This window comes from Leptothrix cholodnii SP-6 (assembly GCF_000019785.1).
GTDB lineage: Bacteria > Pseudomonadota > Gammaproteobacteria > Burkholderiales > Burkholderiaceae_C > Sphaerotilus > Sphaerotilus cholodnii.
Window position 1 is genome coordinate 1,390,304 of record NC_010524.1, and the last position, 14,853, is coordinate 1,405,156.

At 65.5% G+C, this 14,853-nt stretch carries 13 protein-coding genes, 1 tRNA gene and 1 pseudogene; 13 read left to right on the plus strand and 2 right to left on the minus strand.

The window, feature by feature from the left end:
- The first annotated feature begins 33 nt into the window (after positions 1–33).
- A complete protein-coding gene (locus tag LCHO_RS06510; protein ID WP_043704925.1) occupies positions 34–1,104 on the plus strand; it encodes a YheT family hydrolase in 1,071 nt (356 codons plus the stop codon).
- Entirely contained in the window at positions 1,097–1,657 is a 561-nt protein-coding gene (locus LCHO_RS06515; protein WP_012346337.1) for a DUF2946 family protein, read from the plus strand. The genes LCHO_RS06510 and LCHO_RS06515 overlap by 8 nt, the downstream gene beginning before the upstream one ends.
- Positions 1,658–1,747: 90 nt before the next feature.
- Here LCHO_RS06515 and LCHO_RS06520 read toward each other — a convergent pair whose 3' ends face one another.
- Positions 1,748–2,272 carry a c-type cytochrome gene (locus LCHO_RS06520; protein ID WP_012346338.1) on the minus strand — a complete coding sequence of 175 codons (525 nt, stop codon included), beginning with the start codon at positions 2,270–2,272 and terminating at the stop codon, positions 1,748–1,750.
- Between the two features lie 128 nt (positions 2,273–2,400).
- Between LCHO_RS06520 and LCHO_RS06525 the strand changes: the two genes are divergently transcribed.
- The 11 genes and pseudogenes from LCHO_RS06525 to LCHO_RS06575 all read left to right on the plus strand — a co-directional run bounded on the left by LCHO_RS06525 (position 2,401) and on the right by LCHO_RS06575 (position 13,803).
- Positions 2,401–2,476 (plus strand) — tRNA-Arg (locus LCHO_RS06525).
- 526 nt (positions 2,477–3,002) lie between these two features.
- Positions 3,003–3,647, plus strand: coding sequence for a hypothetical protein (locus LCHO_RS06535; RefSeq protein WP_012346339.1), 645 nt, complete (start codon positions 3,003–3,005; stop codon positions 3,645–3,647).
- Between the two features lie 144 nt (positions 3,648–3,791).
- The gene (hsdR, locus tag LCHO_RS06540; RefSeq protein WP_012346340.1) at positions 3,792–6,266 is read left to right on the plus strand and encodes an EcoAI/FtnUII family type I restriction enzme subunit R; all 2,475 of its coding nucleotides are present in this window, start codon (positions 3,792–3,794) and stop codon (positions 6,264–6,266) included.
- Between the two features lie 29 nt (positions 6,267–6,295).
- Positions 6,296–7,765: a type I restriction-modification system subunit M gene (locus LCHO_RS06545; RefSeq protein WP_012346341.1), complete on the plus strand. Its 1,470-nt coding sequence runs from the start codon at positions 6,296–6,298 to the stop codon at positions 7,763–7,765.
- Positions 7,762–9,498, plus strand: a complete 1,737-nt coding sequence (locus LCHO_RS22670) for a restriction endonuclease subunit S (protein ID WP_012346342.1) — start codon at positions 7,762–7,764, stop codon at positions 9,496–9,498. Before LCHO_RS06545 ends, LCHO_RS22670 begins: the two co-directional genes overlap by 4 nt.
- 3 nt (positions 9,499–9,501) lie before the next feature.
- A complete protein-coding gene (locus tag LCHO_RS23640) occupies positions 9,502–9,645 on the plus strand; it encodes a hypothetical protein (protein ID WP_012346343.1) in 144 nt (47 codons plus the stop codon).
- Between the two features lie 37 nt (positions 9,646–9,682).
- Positions 9,683–10,897, plus strand: coding sequence for a hypothetical protein (locus LCHO_RS06560; RefSeq protein WP_012346344.1), 1,215 nt, complete (start codon positions 9,683–9,685; stop codon positions 10,895–10,897).
- Positions 10,898–10,907: 10 nt separating this feature from the next.
- Entirely contained in the window at positions 10,908–11,810 is a 903-nt protein-coding gene (locus tag LCHO_RS06565; protein WP_012346345.1) for an abortive infection family protein, read from the plus strand.
- Positions 11,811–11,924: 114 nt separating this feature from the next.
- Positions 11,925–12,101 (plus strand): annotated as a pseudogene (locus tag LCHO_RS23875) (AAA family ATPase); the annotation flags it as partial.
- An 85-nt stretch (positions 12,102–12,186) separates the two neighbouring features.
- Complete coding sequence (locus LCHO_RS23880) at positions 12,187–12,672, plus strand: PD-(D/E)XK nuclease domain-containing protein (protein ID WP_050757304.1); 486 nt, start codon at positions 12,187–12,189, stop codon at positions 12,670–12,672.
- 168 nt (positions 12,673–12,840) lie between these two features.
- Positions 12,841–13,803 (plus strand): tripartite tricarboxylate transporter substrate binding protein, encoded by a 963-nt coding sequence (locus LCHO_RS06575; RefSeq protein ID WP_012346346.1) that lies wholly within the window; start codon positions 12,841–12,843, stop codon positions 13,801–13,803.
- Positions 13,804–13,813: 10 nt separating this feature from the next.
- Here LCHO_RS06575 and LCHO_RS06580 read toward each other — a convergent pair whose 3' ends face one another.
- Positions 13,814–14,848 (minus strand): LysR family transcriptional regulator, encoded by a 1,035-nt coding sequence (locus tag LCHO_RS06580; protein ID WP_012346347.1) that lies wholly within the window; start codon positions 14,846–14,848, stop codon positions 13,814–13,816.
- Positions 14,849–14,853 lie beyond the last annotated feature (5 nt).

Sequence of the window (14,853 nt, forward strand, 5' to 3'; positions counted from 1 at the left end):
GATGCGGCGGGGCTGGCCGCAGCGCCGGCGTCGATGCCGGCAACACCCGCCGCGCCCTGGTGGCTGCCGGGCGGACAGAGCCAGACCATCTGGCCGGCGCTGTTCGCGCGCAGCCGGGCCGGCGAAGCGCTGCGCTTTCGTCGTGAACGCTGGTTCACGCCCGATGCCGATTTCATCGACGCCGACTGGCTGGTCGACGATCAGCCCGCGGGCCGCGCGGCCGACATCGGTGTCGTGCCGCACGATGAACCGCACCGGCCGCTGCTGGTGCTGTTCCACGGCCTGGAAGGCAGTTCGCGCAGCCACTATGCGCAGGCCTTTGCCGACTGGGCGCGCCGCAACGGCTGGGCGATGGTGCTGCCGCACTTCCGCGGCTGCTCCGGCGAGCTCAACCTGGCACCACGCGCCTACCACTCGGGCGACCACGTCGAGATCGGCTGGATGCTCGCGCAGGCCCGCCGCGCCCGCCGTGGCCCGGTGGTGGCCGTCGGCGTGTCGCTGGGCGGCAATGCCCTGCTGCGCTGGGCCGAGGAGGCCGGCCACAGCGCGGCGGCGGTGGTCTCGGCGGTGGCTGCGGTGTGCTCGCCGATCGACCTGGCCGCCAGCGGCGAGGCGATCGGACGGGGCCTGAACCGGCTGATCTACACGCCGATGTTCCTGCGCACGATGAAGCCCAAGGCGCTCGCCAAGCTGGCGCAGCATCCCGGCCTGTTCGACCGCGAACGCCTGCTCGCCGCGCGCACGCTGCGTGCGTTCGACAACGTCTTCACCGCCCCGCTGCACGGCTATCGCGACACCGACGACTACTGGCGGCGCGCCTCGGCCAAGCCGGCGCTCGACGACATCCGCATCCCTGCCCTGGTGCTCAATGCCCTCAACGACCCCTTCGTGCCCGCGGCCAGCCTGCCACGCACGATGCCGCCGGGCAGCGCGGTCACGCTCTGGCAGAGCGCCGACGGCGGGCATGTCGGCTTCGCCAGCGGCGCGTTTCCGGCGCAGGTGACCGATCTGCCCGATGCCGTGATGGCCTGGATGCAAGCCGGGTTGCCACGCCGACCTCCGGCTGCCGCGGCGGCGGTTGAGGCAAGATCGACGCATGGATGACATCGTCAAGGCGGCACTGAAGAAATGGCCCGCCGTGCCGGCCTGCCGCGGCTGGCTGGCCCTGGATGCGCGTGGCGACTGGTATCTGCGCGACGAGCAGGTCCAGGCACACGGGCCGTTTCCGCAGGCCAAGGGCAGCCGCATCGTGCACGACAAGCTGCGCCAGTTCATCGAACGCAACTACGAGTCCGATGCCGACGGCTGCTGGTACTTCCAGAACGGGCCGCAGCGTGTCTACGTCGAACTCGAACTGGCGCCGCTGGTGATGGGCGTGCAGCGCATCCCGGGCGGCTGGCAGGTGCAGTCGCACACCGGTGTGACGGCCCACGAACTGCGCGCGGTGCTGGTCGACGAGCAGGGGCGGCTCTACCTCCACACCGAACTCGGCCTTGGCCTGATGCGTTCGGCCGACATGGACGTGGCCGCCGATGCCGTGCTGGCGGGCGCCTGGTCGCCCCAGCCGGTCGACAGCCAGGCGCTGCCGCAGCACTACGGCTACTGCGTCAGTCCGCAGGCCCGTGCCGTGAACCGCAGCGGCCCTGCTGCCGGCTGAACCCGGCGCGCGCAGGCATGAAAAAGCCGACCCTCGGGTCGGCTTCGTGTGCAGGCCGGCGTGCGCAGGGCCGCCGGCTGCCGGTTCGGTTCAGGGTGCGCTGGCGGCTGCGGCAGGAGCCTTGGGCTCGTCGAGCTTGCCACCGCTGGCGTTGGCCATGTAGACCACGGCGCGGGCGATCTCGAGCTCGCTGAAATCGCCGCCGCCTTGAGCGCCCATCGCGCCCTTGCCCTTCAGCGCGGAGGTCAGCAGGGCCTCGAGGCCGGTGCCGATGCGCGGGCCCCAGGCGGCGTTGTCGCCGATCTTGGGTGCACCGGCCAGGCCGGCGGTGTGGCAGGCGGTGCATTGCGCCTTGAAGACTTCTTCGCCGCTCTTGAGCGGGCCGCCCTCGAGCTTGAGCGTCACGGCGCCGACCGGCTGGATGCGTGCGGCCGTGGCCTCGGCACCGAGTGCATCGACGCCGGCGCCGCTGCGCGGATCGACCGCCACCGACTTCACCAGCAGCACGATGGCAAAGATCGGCACGATGAATGCAAAGACCACCGCGGCGATCAGTTGCTTGGAGGTCTTGATCGGGCTTTCGTGCTCGTCGTGGGTGTGTTGAGCGTCGCTCATGGAGTCCTCTGATGGTGAATGCGCGGCGCAGGCTCGGTGCGCAAAACCGCGAGATTATAAGCGGCAGGATTGCTCGACTTGTGTTGCGTGCAGGCTGCGTCGCAACCCCTGCTAGAATGCGTGTCGCTGCGCCCGTAGCTCAGTGGATAGAGTATTGGCCTCCGAAGCCAAGGGCCGCTGGTTCGATCCCAGCCGGGCGCACCACCCGATACACGGCACCCCGCCGAAGCAAGACGCCAACCGAGAGGTTGGCGTTCTGCTTTCGGGCCCCGCAACGCCGATCCGGACGGCTCCCCCGGCATCGTGCCTGGAGCCGACGGCAAGCTGTGCAGGCACATGGCCGCCATGTGCAGGTACATCGCCGCCATGTGCAGGCACGAAGGCGTGATCGTCCTGTCGATGCCGCCGTTGCACCGGCACATGACCGGGTTGCAGCGGCACACCGGTCACTTGTGCGGACGCATCCGCGCGTCGTGCCGCCACATGCCGGCATGGCGCCCGTGCAAGCCGACCGTGTGCCTGCACAACCCAAACGCTTGCCACCGCATTGCGGCCATGTGCCCCGCAAAAATGGCGTCGTGCTTGCACAAGATGGCGTTGCGTGCGCGCAATGCGGGCACATCCGACCCCTTTGCAGCGTGAATAGTGGACGCGGCGTATCCACCTTCAGAGGGATCTGCAAATCGGGTTCTGTCTCGAATAATGAAATCTCCAAACCCCGGGAGATTTCATGCAACCCAAACTGATCCTCAACTTCGATCGACTCGGCGAGACCGACTTCCAGAGCAAGGTCGGGACGATCATCGCGGCGCTGACCGCCAACCCGAGCTTTCCCGAGCCGTGGCCGGCACCCGCGCCCAGCCTGTTGGCGCTGAACGAGGCCTACCAGAGCTACCGCAGCGCCTTCCACGCCTGCGTCTCGGGGGACACCTTCCGCATCAACCAGCGCAGGATGCTTCGCCACACGCTTACCGAGATTCTCAGGCGGCTGTCGGTCTATCTCGAATTTGTCGCCGAGGGTGATCGGATGGCGCTGGCCTCCACCGGCTTCGACCTGCGGCGCGACAGCAACCGCACCAGCGGCACCGAGCCGCTGCCGGCGCCCAAGGGCTTCAAGGTGCTGCACGGCGCATTCAGCGGCACCCTGGACATTCGCCTGGACAGCCTGCCCGGCGCTGCCAGCTTCGAGATCCAGATCGCCCAGGGCGATCCGACCCAGGAGGCCAACTGGAAACACGCCATGACCACCCGACCACGCGCGCGCATCACGCTGGGCGACCTGACCCCGCGGCAGGACTACTGGATCCGCATGCGAGGGGTGGGCGTCAACGGCAACGGGCGCTGGACCGATCCGGTGAACATGCTCGTGATCTGATCGACGTCATGGGGTGGTGGCCCGGGCGGGTGGTCCTTGCTGTGTGATGATTCTTCGACGACCCGCACAGGCCCCACGAACAGCCAATCGGCTTGGCCGCGTTGACACGCGACGCGCGTGCGCCGGCCAAGCCCAGGGAGTGACATGAACGACAAGAGCCGCCTCAGCGAGAGCGACATCTGCGACAAGTTCATCCGCCCAGCCATCGAGCGCGCAGGCTGGAACGGCATGGACCAGATCTACCGCGAGTACCCGCTGCGCGCCGGCCGCGTGGTGGTGCGCGGCCGCAAGGCCCGCCGCGACGCCTCGACGGTGCTGCGCGCCGACTACGCGCTGTTCTACAAGCTCAACATCCCGCTGGCAGTGGTCGAGGCCAAGGACGCCAGCCACGCAGTCGGCGCCGGCATGGCGCAGGCTATCAACTACGCCGCTTTGCTCGACGTGCCCTTCAGCTTTGCCAGCAACGGCGACGGCTTCATCTTCCGCGATGCCACGCTGGCCGATGGGGTGCTGGAGCGCTACCTGACGCTCGATCAGTTCCCGTCGCCGGCCGAACTGTGGGCCAAGTACTGCGCCTGGAAAGGCTGGACAGCCGAGGTGCGCAAGGTCGCCGAGTTCGACTACGCGCCAGCCAAGACACCGCGCTACTACCAGCTCAACGCCATCAACCGCACGGTCGAGGCGATTGCACAAGGGCGCCAGCGCGCGCTGCTGGTCATGGCCACCGGCACCGGCAAGACCTACACCGCCTTCCAGATCATCTGGCGGCTGTGGAAGAGCTGCGCCAAGAAACGCATCCTGTTCCTGGCCGACCGCAACATCCTGATCGACCAGACCATGGTCAACGATTTCCGCCCCTTCAAGGGCGCGATGGCCAAGCTGAGCCCCAATGCCAAGGGCGTCGAACGCGTCGATGCGCAGGGCCGGGTGGGTGTCGAGGACGTGACGCTGGCCGTCAACAGAACCACCAAGCAGGTCGACACGAGCTACGAGATCTACCTGTCGCTCTACCAGGCGGTCACCGGCACCAGCGACGAGAGCAACATCTACAAGCAGTTCTCGCCCGACTTCTTCGACCTCATCATCGTCGACGAATGCCACCGCGGCAGCGCCGCCGAAGACTCGTCGTGGCGCGAGATCCTCAGCTACTTCAGCAGCGCCACCCAGGTCGGCCTGACCGCCACGCCCAAGGAGACGCAGGACGTTTCCAACAGCGACTACTTCGGCGAGCCGATCTACACCTACAGCCTCAAGCAGGGCATCGAGGACGGCTACCTCGCGCCCTACAAGGTGGTGCGCATCGATCTCGACCGCGACACCTTCGGCTGGCGCCCGACCGAGGGCATGACCGACAAGCTCGGCAACCTGATCGAAGACCGCGTCTACACCGGCGCCGACATGAACCGCCGCCTGGTGCTGGAGCGCCGCGACGAGGTGGTGGCCGCCAAGATCACCGAGTATCTGAAGGCGACCGATCGCGAAGCCAAGACCATCGTCTTCTGCGAGGACATCGACCACGCCGCGCGCATGCGCCAGGCCCTGAGCAACGCCAATGCCGACATCTGCCAGACCCAGCCGCGCTACGTGGTGCAGATCACCGGCGACAACCCCGAAGGCAAACGCGAACTCGACAACTTCATCGACCCGGAGAAGACCTACCCGGTGATTGCCACCACGTCCAAGCTGATGAGCACCGGCGTCGATGCGCAGACCTGCAAGCTCATCGTGCTGGACCAGAACATCAAGTCGATGACGCTGTTCAAGCAGATCATCGGCCGCGGCACCCGACTGCGCGAAGACCTGGGCAAGACCTGGTTCACCATCCTCGACTTCAAGCGCGCCACCGAGCTGTTCGCCGACAAGGATTTCGACGGCGAGCCGGTGCAGGTCTACGAGCCCAAGGGTGACGAGCCTGTCGAACCGCCCGAGGTGGCGGATCCGGGCGATCCGGCGGGACAGCCCGATGCCGGTGAAGAAGGTGCAGGCGATCCGCCAACCGGAACCGATCCGCCGCTCGGCCCCTTCGGTGGCGGCGACGATGCGCCACCTCGCAAGTACGTCATCGGCGGCCAGGTCAACGTGCAGGTGGCTCGCGAGCGGGTGCAATACCTCAACGCCGACGGCAAGCTCGTCACCGAGAGCCTGCGCGACTACACCCGCATCAACCTCGCCAAGCGTTTCGACTCGCTCGACCAGTTCCTGCAGACCTGGAACAGCGCCGAGCGCAAGGCCGTGCTGATCGATGAACTGGAGCGCCAGGGCGTGTTCCTCGACGCGCTGGCCGACGAGGTGGGCAAGGACCTCGACCCCTTCGATCTGCTGCTGCACGTCGCCTACGATCAGCCGCCGCTGACACGCCGCGAGCGCGCCCGCCGCGTCAAGCAGCGCAACGTCTTCACCGACTACGGGCCGATGGCGCGCAAGGTGATCGACGCGCTGCTCGACAAGTACGCCGACGAAGGCATCGCCACCATCGAGGGCCAGTCGGTCTTCAACGTGCAGCCCTTCAACCAGTTCGGCAGCGCCACTGAAATCATCAAGAGCTTCGGCGGCCGGCCCCAATACCTGCAAGCCCTGAACATCCTGGAGCGCGAGCTTTACGCGCCCGCTCATTCCTGATCCCTGATTTCTCCTGAACCCGATCCCGCATGTCCAATCTCTCTGCTGTCATCAAATCCATTCAAGACGTCATGCGCCAGGACAGCGGCCTTGACGGCGACGCCCAGCGCATCTCGCAGCTCACCTGGCTGCTGTTCCTGAAGGTGTTCGACGCGCTCGAAGAAGAACTCGAACTGACCCGCGACGGCTACAAGAGCCCGATCCCCGAGCGCATGCGCTGGCGCAACTGGGCGGCCGACGCCGAGGGCATCACCGGCGATGCGCTGCTGAGCTTCGTCGACAACGAACTCTTCGTCACGCTCAAGGGCCTGAGCGCCGACCCGCTGCGCAACCCGCGCGGCTACGTGGTGCGCGGCGTGTTCGAGGACGCCTACAACTACATGAAGAGCGGCCAGCTGCTGCGCCAGGTGGTCAACAAGCTCAACGGCATCGACTTCAACCGCCAGAGCGAGCGGCACCAGTTCAACGACCTGTACGAGAAGATCCTCAAGGACCTGCAGAGCGCGGGCAATGCCGGCGAGTTCTACACGCCGCGCGCGGTCACGCAGTTCATGGTCGACATGGTGAACCCGCAGCTCGGTGAACGCGTGTTCGACCCGGCCACCGGCACCGGCGGCTTCCTGGTCTGCGCCATCGAGCACCTGCGCCGCCAGGTGCACAACACTGAGCAGGAGGCGCAACTGCAGAACAGCATCCTGGGCGTGGAGAAGAAGCAGCTGCCGCACATGCTGTGCGTCACCAACCTGATGCTGCACGGCATCGAGGTGCCCAGCCAGGTGCGCCACGACAACACGCTGGCCCGGCCGCTGCGCGACTACGGCGCGGCCGACCGGGTCGACGTGGTGCTGACCAATCCGCCGTTCGGTGGCATCGAGGAGCCGGGCATCGAACAAGGTTTTCCGGCCGACGTGCGCACCAAGGAAACCGCCGACCTGTTCCTGGTGCTGATCAAGCAGCTGCTCAAGCACAACGGCCGCGCCGCGCTGGTGCTGCCCGACGGCACGCTGTTCGGCGAAGGCGTGAAGACGCGCATCAAGGAGCAGCTGCTCGCCGAGTGCAAGCTGCACACCATCGTGCGCTTGCCCAACGGCGTGTTCGCGCCCTACACCGGCATCAAGACCAATCTGCTGTTCTTCACCAAGGGCGCGCCGACGCAGGCCATCTGGTACTACGAGCACCCCTATCCGGCCGGCGCCAAGAGCTACAACAAGACCCGGCCGATCCGCATCGAGGAGTTCGACGCCGAGAAGGCCTGGTGGGGCAGCGAGGCCGACGGCTTTGCCGCGCGGGTGGAAAACGAACGCGCCTGGAAGGTCGACATCGCAGTCATCAAGGCCGCCAACTTCAACCTCGACCAGAAGAACCCGCACGCGCCCGACGCGGTGAGCCACGACCCCGACCAGCTGCTGGCTGACTACACCCGGCTGCAGGCCGAGTCGCAGGGGCTACGCGACCAGCTCAAGGCCATCCTGGCGCAGTCGCTGGGGGCGCGGGCATGAGTGCGGTGCTGGAGGCGCGTGAACCGCGCGCGAGCTACCTGGCCGCGTTGCAGCCGCCCCTGGTGCGGCAGTTCGATCTGCTGGCCACTGCGCCCGGTGGCGTGGCGCGACTGCGCGAATTGATCCTGACGCTGGCGGTGCAGGGCAAGCTGGTGCCGCAGGATGCGAGCGACGAGCCGGCGAGTGTGCTGCTGCAGAAGATTCGGGCGGAGAAGAATCGGTTGATTGCGGCGAAGGAAATCAAGCGAGATAAGCCGCTGGCACCGATAAGCGATGAAGAAATATCGTTTGATGCCCCACGTGGGTGGGAATTGGTTCGTTTGGGCGACTTGGTGAATGCCAGTGAAGCGGGCTGGAGTCCAAGTTGTGCTGGTTCTCCACGCCGTGCCGGGCATTGGGGTGTATTGAAAGTCAGCGCAGTTTCTTGGGGGAAATTTGATCCCGAAGCCAACAAAGAATTGCCCGCTGATCTGCAGCCGAAACCAGAATACGAAGTGCGGTCCGGCGATTTTTTGCTATCTCGGGCCAACACGGAAGAACTTGTCGCGCGTTCAGTTGTCGTTGGTGCTGTCGATCCGCGTTTGATGCTCAGCGACAAGATCATTCGGCTGGACGTTGCAAATCCAATTCATCGCGGTTTCCTCAACTTTTGCAACAACGAAAAAAGTGCTCGTACCCATTACGCAGCTAATGCGTCAGGCACAAGCAGTTCGATGAAAAACGTTTCGCGCGAGGTTGTTCTGAATCTTCCAATCGCGTTGCCACCCCTCGCCGAACAATCCCGCATCGTCACCCGCGTCGAAGAACTGATGCGGCTGTGCGATGCGCTCGAAAGCCAACGCCAGCTCGAAACCGCGCAGCACGCCCAACTGCTGAACACCCTGCTGGGCACGCTGACCGACAGCGCCTCGCCCGACGAACTGGCCGCCAACTGGCAGCGCGTGAGCGATCACTTCGACCTGTTGCTCGACCGCCCCCAAGCCGTGGACGCGCTGGAGCAGACCATCCTGCAACTCGCCGTGCGCGGGCTGCTGGTGCCGCAAGACCCGACCGACGAGCCGGCGAGTGTGTTGCTGCAGAAGATTCGGGCGGAGAAGGATCGGTTGATTGCGGCGCGCAAGATCAAGCGGGACAAGGCGTTGCCTATTATTTCTGACAAAGATGGACTCGATGATCTGCCAGAAGGATGGGTCGTGGTTCGGCTGGGTGCAATTATGGAGCTTGTATCTGGTCAGCATCTTGGTCCCGCTGAGTATGCAGAGGGTCTTGACTCTGGGATTCCATATTTAACCGGCCCAGCTGAATTTGGTCCCCAATCGCCCAGCCCAACCAGATCAACTGTAGAGCGGCGCGCCATTGCGATTTGGGGGGATATTCTCATCACAGTTAAGGGTTCCGGCGTTGGAAAACTCAATGTGGTTGCGCATTCGGAGATTGCGATAAGCCGCCAATTGATGGCGGTTCGCTCGATTGGCGTGAATGATGCGTTCCTCTTTATTGTGCTCAAAACGCTTGAGATTAAGTTCCAGATGCAGTCAGTCGGCATAGCTATTCCTGGCATTGGTAGAGAGGATGTTTCTCACTCAATTCTTGGCCTACCACCCCTCGCTGAACAAGCCCGCATCGTCGCCCGCGTCACCCAACTCCGCAGCCACTGCGCCGACCTGCGCCAACGCCTGTCAGCCCGTCAGGCCATCCAAAGCCATCTGGCCGAGGCGCTGGTGGAGGTTTGAGTCATGCCCCTCATCAAGAACGCGTTATCCATCACCATCGCCATCGAAGCAGAAGGCGTCAACGAGCTGTGGCTCGACGATGCCGACAAGATGAGGTCCGACGACTTGCTCTCCGAGCTTTTGGCCCATATCGACAAGGCGCTCTGAGCATGGTCTACGAATCCCTGCCCAACCTGAAGCCAACATGCTCGGCGATGGCCTGGACCGGGAGCCATCTTTGAGCGGCGACCGCTACGTCTTTCATGTCGGCCCCGATGGCTCGGAGCCTGATGGCGGCGAAGATATTGAGGGCGCCCTCATTCTCCCAGCGGACTTTCCATATCCCGAATTGCTGGCGCTCGGCGATTTCATCGCGGCCGCCGATGTCTTGACCCCGGGTTACATACCACCGCCAGTGGGCCTGTGCCATCCGGATGGGTTCATCTACGAGAAGAACTTCGAAGACATTAAGACTGTCTTGCTGCCCGACCGGAACGTCGCGTCGCGCTTCGCGCAAATTGCAAAGGGCGCCCTCGTTGACGATGCTGTCCGACCAGTCGCCGCGCTGCTGGCGTTCTCACATTTCCTCGACATCGAGGTTGAGCCGTCCGTTGCCTTCCACGAGCTAGCCCACAAGCAAGGCAACGCGATAGCCAATGAAGAACTCGCATGGCTGCGGCAGGCCGACAACGCAAGTGCCCACGCAAAAATGGATGTGGCCCTCGGGCGCGTTGAGCGTCTCGTCGGCCTCGCGCAGCCTGCGTCTATTAGCGAGCTTGATCTCGCCTTCCCGCTGCGTCGCTGGCGACGTAACTACATCGTGACGTTGAAGATCGGCGAGCTTGAGCTGGCTGGCCTCCCGCACCTGGACCGCATATTGGCGCTCCTAGACTGGATGCATCGGGATTTCATCGTCGCCGGGCCAGCAGCCATGCTTGCGTGCATATATTTCGCTCCTAATTCGCCGCCGCGCAAGGGTCTGCTCAAACAATTGCAATCGGCCGACCGAGCTCGGGCCATCGAGGGGGCGAAGAACGCCGCATGGGACATTACCCACCTCAGCGATTTCGTACATCGCGTCAACGAGGCGGCCGACGGATCGACTCGATACCTCTTCGCAAGCCTGGACAGAACTCTGCACTACATCGCACGAAGTCTCTTTGACTTTGGGGCCGACGGCATCCGGCAGGACAACATCATCTGCGAACTCGGCAAGTGGTGGCCCCAAGAGCACGCTCGCGCCATCGCCGAGCGAATGGCTGACTTGTTTGAAAGCATCGACCAGCAGGAGCGAGTGGCGCGGCGCCCGCAAGCCGCTGGGTTCGTTGACAGCTTGATCCATAGCGGGGAGGCGGCGCTCCTGCAATGGTCTCCGACATCAGGCGCCGACAAGAAGCCCAACACCTCAAAAGAATCATGATCGCTCTACCATGAAAATCACCGAACTGACCCGCCGGGACATCATCGACTCCATTGCCTCGGAAACGGCCAGTTGGTCTGGGCGTCTCGAAGAACCCGAGTTTCTGGGGCGGCTGTTCGATCTTCAAAATCTGCCCTCGACTGACAGCCGCTTTCCGGACGCGGCGGGCGACATCTGGCAGCACCGCGTCAACAACTACGACTGGGATGCCGACTGGGTATTTCACGACAACCGCTTCAACCTGGCCCATGGGGACGACGATGCGTTTCTCCGGTTTCTCTGCGAGATGCTGCATCCTGTCGTCCGGCCCGACGCCACCGAGGCCGAGCGGCTGCGCCAGATGTTCAACCAGTTCCTTCGGGAGGATGGATTTGAGCTGGCCGAGCGCACACGCATCTCCGGCCGTCCCGTCTATGTCGGCCGCTTCATTGGCATCGGGCAGACGCCAGGCTTGGCGGCGGCCCGCGAGACGCTCGCGGGAACCGACCCTGGATATGTGAGCCAGCAAATCACGCGTATGGAATCCGCCGTCAGCAACGACCCCGGCCTGGCCATCGGTACTGCCAAAGAACTGGTCGAAACCTGCTGCAAGACGATCTTGATCGCGCGGGCTGTCGAATTCTCGAAGAGCGCGGACATTCCTGAGCTGGTGAAGCTGACCGCCAAAGAGCTGGACCTGACGCCAGCCGACATCCCGGAGCAGGCCAAAGCAAGCGAAACCATCAAGCGCCTGCTAAGCAACCTCGCCAGCATCACGCAAGGCGTCGCAGAGCTGCGCAACCACTACGGGACAGGGCACGGCAAGGCCGCCGGAGCCAAAGGCCTTCAGCCGCGCCACGCCAAGCTCGCTGTCGGCGCCGCTTCAACGCTGGCGGTCTTTCTGGCCGAGACCCACAACGAACGCGCACCCTAACGGCGCCAGGCCTGGACTGGACGCGGAGCCACCCGAATATCATTGAGAGCTGACCTTGCCCCTGGAATCCATATCCCATAGCCGAGTCACAGCCCGCCACGACACATGCTGACCATGAGCACCGCCGCGCCCGCACTGCCCCGCCGCAAGCTGCCCATCGGCATCCAGACCCTCGCCAAGCTGCGCGAGGAGGGCTGCTACTACGTGGACAAGAGCGGCCTGGTGATCGACCTGATCGAGTCCGGGTCGTACTACTTCCTGAGCCGGCCGCGCCGCTTCGGCAAGAGTCTGCTGGTCGATACCTTCAAGGAGCTGTTCGAGGGCAACCGCGCGTTGTTCGAGGGTCTGGCTCGGCTACCCCAACCGCGAAGTCGAGGTGAGCCTGAACCGCGTGCTGCTGCCCAGCTACGGTGTGCCCGAGCGCGTCGTGCTGCAGTCGCGGCTGTCGCTGCTCGATGCCCTGATCCAGATCGACCCCCTGGCCATCGAAACATCGCTGCGGGCGCTCTTTGCCGGCATTCCGAGCGACTGGTATCGCCGCAACCCGTTGGCCGGCTTCGAAGGTCACTACGCCAGCGTGTTCTACAGCCACCTCGCCGGGCTGGGGCTGGATCTGCGGGTCGAAGACGCCACCAACCACGGCCGCATCGACCTGACCGTGGTCTTGTCCGGACAGGTCTTCCTGTTCGAGTTCAAGGTGGTGACCGACGCGCCCGAGGGTCAGGTGCTGCGGCAGATCCACGAGAAGGGCTACGCCGAGAAGTACCTGGGCCAGGGATCGGACGTGCACCTGATCGGGGTCGAGTTCAGCAAGACGGCGCGCAATGTCGTCGGCTTCGAGGTCCGGACGGTCACGCAGTGATCCCGGTCACAGGCGGGTCCCGGCACGGGTCGAGGAACAACTGATCTCGACTCCGGGCCCGGTCGCTGCCTGAACCGGAAGTTCAGGCCAGCCCCAACGGCGGCCTCCTTCCCGGCCTGCCCGCATCGGGTCAGACTGCGCTCCACACACCCAGCCAGGAGATGCGAGATGAACCGATTGAACACCGTCCTCGTTGTCGGCGCGCTGGCCCTGTTGACGGCCTCGGTGTCAGCGCAAACCCCGTACCCGAGCAAGCCGATCCGGCTGATCGTGCCGATTGCCGCCGGCGGTCCGAGCGATGCCGCGGCCCGCGCACTGGCCAAGGGCTTGACTGCCGGGCTCGGCCAGGAGGTGCTGGTCGAGAACCGCCCGGGCGCCAACACCGGCCTCGGCGCGGGTGCCGTGCTGAACGCCCCTGCCGACGGCTACACCCTGCTGTTCGCGCTGGCTTCCAATGCCGGGCTGCCGCACCTGAGCAAGGCGTCGCCGTACAAGTCGCTCGCCGAGTTCTCGCCGGTGTCGACGATCGGCGGCAACACGCAATGCCTGGTGGTGCCCGCCAGCGTGCCGGCCCGGACGCTGGCCGAGTTCGTCGCGTTTGCCAAGGCCAGCGCGAAGCCGCTGATGCGCGGCGCCAACAACGTCTCGGAGGACATGGTGGCCGGCCAGATCACCGGCGCACTGGGCTTCACGCTCGAACGCGTGCCCTACAAGGGTGGCCCACAGATGCTGCCGGACTTGCTGGAGGGGCGCCTCCAGGCGGCGGTGCTGCCGGTCGGCTTCAGCGCCCCCCATGTGCGTTCAGGGCGGCTGGTGATGCTCGGCTGCAGCATGGGCGAACGCATCGCCGCGCTGCCGGCGGTGCCCACGCTCGCCGAGTCCGGCGTGGCCGCTGCCCCGCTGATCACGGCGCACTTCGTGCTCGGGCCGCCGCGACTGCCGGCGGAGATCGTCGAGCGCCTGGCTGCAGCGGTGCACCAGGCCGCGGCGACGGCCGAGTTCAAGCACGAGATGGAGCGCCTGCTGATCGTCGGCGCCGTACGCTCGCCGGCGCAGACCCGCGAGCTGATGGGGCAGGCCGAGGCCCAGTACGTGCAGTACGTCCGCGAGACCGGCGCCAGCATCGACTGAATCGAGGTGCTCAGCGATGGGTCAGCCAGCTCGACGCACGCCGGCCGCTGCCGTGGTGCCATGCCGGCCGGCCATCGACGCTGGACTGCCCTCTGGCACTCGTCAACTGCGCCAGTTCGGTGCAGCAGGTGACGACGAAATCTGCGAAGACGCGCAGGCGTTGGGTGCGCCGCAGTTCGGGCCTGAAGTAGATCGCCAGCGGCGGCGGATCCATCATTTCCCAGTCGAGCAGCACCGGCGCCAGGCGGCCGCTGGCCAGGGCGACTTGCACGGTGGCGGGCGCGGCGCGTATCACGCCACCGTCACCCAGGGCCAGTTCGACCAGGTTGTCGCGATGATTCGAATGGAGCCAGCCGCGCACGATCACCTGCTCGATGACCTCGCCCTGCTGGCCGGCCTGGCCCACTTGACCCACCTGGCCGACGTGACGATAGCGCCAGAGGTCCAGCAGCTTGCCGTAGGGATTGCGATAGCACAGGCAGTTGTGGCCGGCCAGCTCGCTCGGGTGGCGCGGGATGCCGTGGCGCTGCCAGTAGGCGGGCGTGGCCACGGTGACCTGCGGCATCACCGGCAGTTCGCGCCGCACCCGGTCGCCGGCCTCGAACCAGCCGTGCAGAACGAGGAGGTCGCAGTCGCGGGCGGCAGCCTCGTCCAGGTGCGTGATGGCGCGCAGGTCGAGCGTCAGATCCGGGTAGTTGTCGTGAAAGGCGTGCAGTGCCGGCACGATGCAGTGCTGCAGGAAGAAGGGCGTGCCGCCGACCACCAGCGTGCCCTGCGGGCGCTGGCGCGCCTGCCGTAGCCCGTCGTCGGCCGCTTGCAGTTGCGCCAGCAGCGGCGCGCAGGCTTCGGCGTATTGCAGGCCGTCGGCGGTGAGCGTGAGCCCGCGGCTGCCGCGCTGGAACAGCGTGGCGCCGAGCTGCGCCTCGAGCGCGCCCACCAGCTTGGCCACGGCCTGCAAGCTCACGCCCTGCTGGCGCGCCGCGGCCGAAAGACTGCCGGTCTGCGCGGCCGCGAGGAAATAGTGCAGCGCCTTGAGTTTGTCCATCTTCG

Bases quoted from the DNA above. Each gene is read 5' to 3' on its own strand.
- LCHO_RS06510 (WP_043704925.1), top strand. From the start codon at position 34: ATGCCGGCAACACCCGCCGCGCCCTGGTGGCTGCCGGGCGGACAGAGC.
- LCHO_RS06515 (WP_012346337.1), top strand. From the start codon at position 1,097: ATGGATGACATCGTCAAGGCGGCACTGAAGAAATGGCCCGCCGTGCCG.
- LCHO_RS06520 (WP_012346338.1), bottom strand. From the start codon at position 2,272: ATGAGCGACGCTCAACACACCCACGACGAGCACGAAAGCCCGATCAAG.
- LCHO_RS06535 (WP_012346339.1), top strand. From the start codon at position 3,003: ATGCAACCCAAACTGATCCTCAACTTCGATCGACTCGGCGAGACCGAC.
- hsdR (WP_012346340.1), top strand. From the start codon at position 3,792: ATGAACGACAAGAGCCGCCTCAGCGAGAGCGACATCTGCGACAAGTTC.
- LCHO_RS06545 (WP_012346341.1), top strand. From the start codon at position 6,296: ATGTCCAATCTCTCTGCTGTCATCAAATCCATTCAAGACGTCATGCGC.
- LCHO_RS22670 (WP_012346342.1), top strand. From the start codon at position 7,762: ATGAGTGCGGTGCTGGAGGCGCGTGAACCGCGCGCGAGCTACCTGGCC.
- LCHO_RS23640 (WP_012346343.1), top strand. From the start codon at position 9,502: ATGCCCCTCATCAAGAACGCGTTATCCATCACCATCGCCATCGAAGCA.
- LCHO_RS06560 (WP_012346344.1), top strand. From the start codon at position 9,683: ATGCTCGGCGATGGCCTGGACCGGGAGCCATCTTTGAGCGGCGACCGC.
- LCHO_RS06565 (WP_012346345.1), top strand. From the start codon at position 10,908: ATGAAAATCACCGAACTGACCCGCCGGGACATCATCGACTCCATTGCC.
- LCHO_RS06575 (WP_012346346.1), top strand. From the start codon at position 12,841: ATGAACCGATTGAACACCGTCCTCGTTGTCGGCGCGCTGGCCCTGTTG.
- LCHO_RS06580 (WP_012346347.1), bottom strand. From the start codon at position 14,848: ATGGACAAACTCAAGGCGCTGCACTATTTCCTCGCGGCCGCGCAGACC.